This is a genomic window from Candidatus Protofrankia californiensis, assembly GCF_900634765.1.
Classification (GTDB): Bacteria; Actinomycetota; Actinomycetes; order Frankiales; family Frankiaceae; genus Protofrankia; species Protofrankia californiensis.
This window is the reverse complement of sequence record NZ_CAAAFT010000457.1, coordinates 1-4,116: the sequence shown is the minus strand read 5'-3', so window position 1 is coordinate 4,116 and position 4,116 is coordinate 1. Positions and strand designations below refer to the sequence as shown.

Sequence of the window (4,116 nt, the reverse complement as noted above, 5' to 3'; positions counted from 1 at the left end):
GCTGCGGGGCACGGTCGTGGTCGTCAACGTGTGGGCGTCGTGGTGCGCGCCGTGCCGGGCGGAAACCCCCGGGCTGGTCGAGGTGTATGCGCAGACCCACACCCAAGGCGTCGCCTTCCTCGGTATCAACATCCGCGACTCCCTGGGAGCCGCGCAGGCGTTCGTCCGCGACTACCACGTGCCGTACCCGAGCCTGTACGACCCGTCCGCCAGCCTGCTGGTCCGCTTGCGGGTCCTACCACCGACGACGATCCCCAGCACGCTCGTGCTGGACCGCCGCGGCCGCGTCGCTGCCCGCTTCCTCAACGCCGTCGCCCCCGACGACCTGCGACCCGTCCTTTCCCAGCTCCTCGCCGAATCGACAACCGGATAGCCCGCCAGGATCACGCGGCGGTGGTTCGGGTGGCCGGCGGCGGGACACTACCGGCAGACAGCCAGCTGCGTGGGTTACCGGCCTTCCCGTGATCGTGGCGCAGGTGACCGGGTGCCGTCGGTCCGGTGTGTCGTGGGATGAACCGCTGTCGCGGGCGGGTGCGGCGCAGGTGCCGGCGTGCGTCCAGGGCCAGCACCGCCACTAACCGGGACAGCGTTGCGGCGCGGAGGTAGGCGATGCTCGGGAAAGTGGCGCGAGAGCGGCTGCTGTTCTAACAACTAAAGATCGCTAGTGGTGCTGCCCGGCGCCTGCGGATGAGTTCGGGCCGCACAGATGGCCGCTGGGCGTCATATCCACATCATCTCGGTTAGAGCCAGGAATTAATTAACTAGAACCATCTGGCGCCATCTGTCCAGGTCATGGGCCTGCAAGAATCCTACTTATTTATTTCCGGGCTCTTAGGGTCCGGTGCGTCGGAGGCGGCGCACGGGGGCAGAATGCCCACAACGGTGCTGAAGGCGGCGTCGGTGCAGAGGGCACACCCTGAGTGCCTCCAACGAGCAGGTCCACCTGACGGTTCAGTTCCTCGGGCGATATCCATCACCGAACCAACATCGACGTCTATCAGACACGCTTTCCAAGACGTAGGCGCTCCGTGAGCCGAATACGATGATCATCGATCCGTCATGGAAAGGCACCGGCCGACACGGCGCAGGCAGAGTGGACTCAGGACATCGCATGTGACCGAATAGTCACGATCGGCCGATGGGTACCTGAACGGCGAAACCGGGGCTCCGCGAGCCGCGCACCGTCTCGCCCGGGTAAAGTCCGCCGTGGACTTCAGATCGCGTTTGTTAGTCCAGACGGGCCCACTATGCCCCCAGAGCCCGCGCCGGCCGTAGCAGTGCGGCTACCGCGCTCACGACGAGTGCTGCTCTCGGCGCGCACATGTGCTGAGGGCGTCGTAGCGGTTGCGCAACAGCCGAGGCACCGGCGTACCCGCGGGAGGTCGACATCCGGATACGACGGCTTGACCGATGCCCGAAAGTGCCTCGGCCGCCGGGGATCGTGAGCCGCTCACACCCCGACGACCGCTCCGACCGTGTAGCCGGCATCGACGATCGCGGCCTCGATCGCACGGATGTCCGCGTCCGCGTTGCGCTGTATCTGTACGGAGGCGGAATCCACGTCAACCGACACCCCGGTGACGCCCGGCACCCGCCCGACAACCTCCTCGATCGCAGCCTTGCAGTGGCCGCAGCTGATGTCGGGTACCTGCACCGTCAGCGCCGTCATCCGTGCTCCTACAACATCGCCGGGCCTCACCGTTGAAACCCTTTTCACGCAGGGTAGTCGAAGCGGGAACGTGGCCACGCGAGGTGTGCGCCTGCCGCGGATCCACGCCGACGGTGTCCCTCAATACACAAGCATCAGCATCATCCCGGCGTACATCACCAGCCGAGTGCCGACCGGTGCGACCGGCGCGGCACCCGCCCACGCCGGCGCGACCCGACGGACCAGCAGCCCGCCAACCGCGGCCAGCCCCGCGCCCGCGAAGACGACCACGAACCAGCCGGTGAGGTCACCGACCGGGCGTCCACCGGCACCGGACATGTAGGCCATCGCCAACGCCTCGACGACCAGCATCGAGCAGGACGACCACAGCGACGGGATGCGGCAGACCGGATGCACCAGGAGCAGGACCAGGACGGCCAGCGCCAGGCCCAGGTAGGCGGCGGCGAACAGCGCCGAGGACGTCATCCATAGGGGTCCGGCGAACATGACCGCCATGCCCGCCGCCACCGCCACATGCCCGGTCTCGGCGGGCAGGAACCACTGCCCCCGGTGAGAAGCTGCCCGCACCAGCAGCCGGAGGTGGAACAGCGCGACGGCGGCCGAGGCGAGACACGCCACGACGGCCACCGGACCGGCCAGGTGCAGGGCATGCCCCGTCTCCCCATGCTGGTGCGTCATCCGACGTCCCCGTTATGCTCCACGTCCGTGGTCGAGCGCGGAGCGGTCGCGCGGGGGGCCGGATGTCGCGAAGCGCACGCTCAGGCCACGCCAGCGGTGAGCTCAGTGTCGACCAGCGACGTGATTCGGCCCGTGCGGGCCTCGTCGATGATGACCTGGAGCTGTTCCACGCTCATCTGGATGCGCTGGCCGAAATCGTCCGTCAAGATGATGCGCCGTTCCGCCGCCGCGTCGTGGTCGACGAACAGCTCCGGGTAGCCGCAGCTGCACTTGCCGCAGAAGGTCAGGACGTGCCGCGGTGTTCCGGACTCGGTCATGTCAGCTCCACCGGGATACAGAAAGAGATCATATCGCTACAAGTATAAGATCATTTTTTATACTTGTCCGGTTTTCCGCTAAAAGCAGTTGCCGACGGTGACAGCCTTCCGATCATGATCCTCCAAAGCACCGCTGACCGCGGTACGTGTGGGTCGGGCAGGTCCTGGCCGGGACCTGCCCGCCGCCGATATCGCGGCACTGCGGGCGGTGCTGCCCGACACCTACACGCTGCTCTCGCCGTACCCGGACCTGCCGGTGCCGGTGGTGGCGTCGGCCTGGGGCAGGCAGCTCAGGCTCACCGGCGCCGACGACCCCAGGCTGGTCCAGTTCGTCCGCGCCTACCGGCTCGGCCAGCAAGCACCCGAACCGGGCGCCCCCTGCACCGGCGGAGTCGACGCCTCCGGCTCGCGGACAGGCAGCGGAAGCATGCGGTGAACCCACCCCCGCAGCGGCCCGATCCCGACCCGGCCGGCCCCGCCGCGACCGTCGTGGCCGGCCCGGACACCGCCCCGGCCACGACGGGTCCTCGCCGCCGACCCACCGTCCTCGTCCTGGTGCTCCTCCTCGTCGCGGCCGGGGCGTTCGCGGCTGGCCGGCTCACGGCTGACGCGGGTGAGCCGGTACCGGCTGATACCAGCGCCGAAGCGGGTTTCGCCCGGGACATGCAAACCCACCACAGGCAGGCGGTCACCATGTCGATGATCGTGCGTGACCGGACGACCGACCCCGAGGTGCGTGTCCTCGCCTACGACGTCGCGCTGGGCCAGCAGCACCAGATCGGGCAGATGTTCGCCTGGCTGGTCCAGTGGGGTCTGCCGCAGACCGGGACCGGACCCGCGCTGGCCTGGATGACCACCGCCGCGGGTGGTGACACACCGGCCGGCCACACCACCGGTGGGATGAGCGGCCACGGCCAGGGCACATCGTCCGCGGGTCCGGGGATGCCCGGCATGGCGACGGCAGCCGACTTGCAACGGCTCACCCAGCTGCACGGCCGCGACGCCGAGATCCTCTACCTCCAACTCATGATCGCCCACCATCGGGCGGGGGTGGCGATGGCCCAAGCTCTGCTCGACCGCTGCTCCGACCACCCGGACGTGCGCGGGATCGCTCAGACCATCATCACCTCCCAGACCAGCGAGATCGGCACCATGCAGGCCATGCGCTACGCCCGGGACGCAAACCGCTGACCGGCCGACCACATACCGGTGAACGGCATCCCGTTCCCCGCCCCGGCCCACCGCGAACGCCCGGCTGACAGCCGGTGGTGGTCGACAGGACGGTGACACAGCCGCCGTGCCGAAGGATGCTTCAAAGTCATACGGGATTGATGACAACATAGTCTCCAGCCGTCGCCGAAAAGGGCAGCGAAGACGCTGCAACCGAGCACAACGAAGGTGCCGGCGAGGCTTGAGGGTCGGCCACCGGCCCGGCCATCGTCGCCGGGGGAT

Annotated in this window: 6 protein-coding genes; 3 read left to right on the top strand and 3 right to left on the bottom strand. The window is 68.4% G+C overall.

The window, feature by feature from the left end; translation table 11 throughout:
• A partial coding sequence (locus DD1DGNOD_RS23680) for a TlpA family protein disulfide reductase (protein ID WP_165036988.1) occupies positions 1–373 on the top strand: 373 nt, incomplete at its 5' end.
• Positions 374–1,450: 1,077 nt separating this feature from the next.
• Here DD1DGNOD_RS23680 and DD1DGNOD_RS23675 read toward each other — a convergent pair.
• The 3 genes from DD1DGNOD_RS23675 to DD1DGNOD_RS23665 all read right to left on the bottom strand — a co-directional run bounded on the left by DD1DGNOD_RS23675 (position 1,451) and on the right by DD1DGNOD_RS23665 (position 2,664).
• Positions 1,451–1,669 (bottom strand): heavy-metal-associated domain-containing protein, encoded by a 219-nt coding sequence (locus DD1DGNOD_RS23675; RefSeq protein ID WP_131771058.1) that lies wholly within the window; start codon positions 1,667–1,669, stop codon positions 1,451–1,453.
• A 120-nt stretch (positions 1,670–1,789) separates the two neighbouring features.
• Positions 1,790–2,347 carry a DUF5134 domain-containing protein gene (locus DD1DGNOD_RS23670; RefSeq protein WP_131771057.1) on the bottom strand — a complete coding sequence of 186 codons (558 nt, stop codon included), beginning with the start codon at positions 2,345–2,347 and terminating at the stop codon, positions 1,790–1,792.
• A gap of 80 nt (positions 2,348–2,427) precedes the next feature.
• On the bottom strand, positions 2,428–2,664 hold the full coding sequence (locus DD1DGNOD_RS23665; RefSeq protein WP_131771056.1) for a hypothetical protein: 237 nt from the start codon (positions 2,662–2,664) through the stop codon (positions 2,428–2,430).
• Positions 2,665–2,812: 148 nt separating this feature from the next.
• On the opposite strand from DD1DGNOD_RS23665, the gene DD1DGNOD_RS23660 reads away from it, so the two are divergent.
• On the top strand, positions 2,813–3,100 hold the full coding sequence (locus tag DD1DGNOD_RS23660; protein ID WP_206443387.1) for a DUF3105 domain-containing protein: 288 nt from the start codon (positions 2,813–2,815) through the stop codon (positions 3,098–3,100).
• Positions 3,097–3,855: a DUF305 domain-containing protein gene (locus DD1DGNOD_RS23655; RefSeq protein ID WP_131771054.1), complete on the top strand. Its 759-nt coding sequence runs from the start codon at positions 3,097–3,099 to the stop codon at positions 3,853–3,855. Before DD1DGNOD_RS23660 ends, DD1DGNOD_RS23655 begins: the two co-directional genes overlap by 4 nt.
• The last annotated feature ends 261 nt before the right edge of the window (positions 3,856–4,116 follow it).

Coding starts and splice junctions, on each gene's coding strand:
- DD1DGNOD_RS23675 (WP_131771058.1), bottom strand. CDS start 1,669: ATGACGGCGCTGACGGTGCAGGTACCCGACATCAGCTGCGGCCACTGC.
- DD1DGNOD_RS23670 (WP_131771057.1), bottom strand. CDS start 2,347: ATGACGCACCAGCATGGGGAGACGGGGCATGCCCTGCACCTGGCCGGT.
- DD1DGNOD_RS23665 (WP_131771056.1), bottom strand. CDS start 2,664: ATGACCGAGTCCGGAACACCGCGGCACGTCCTGACCTTCTGCGGCAAG.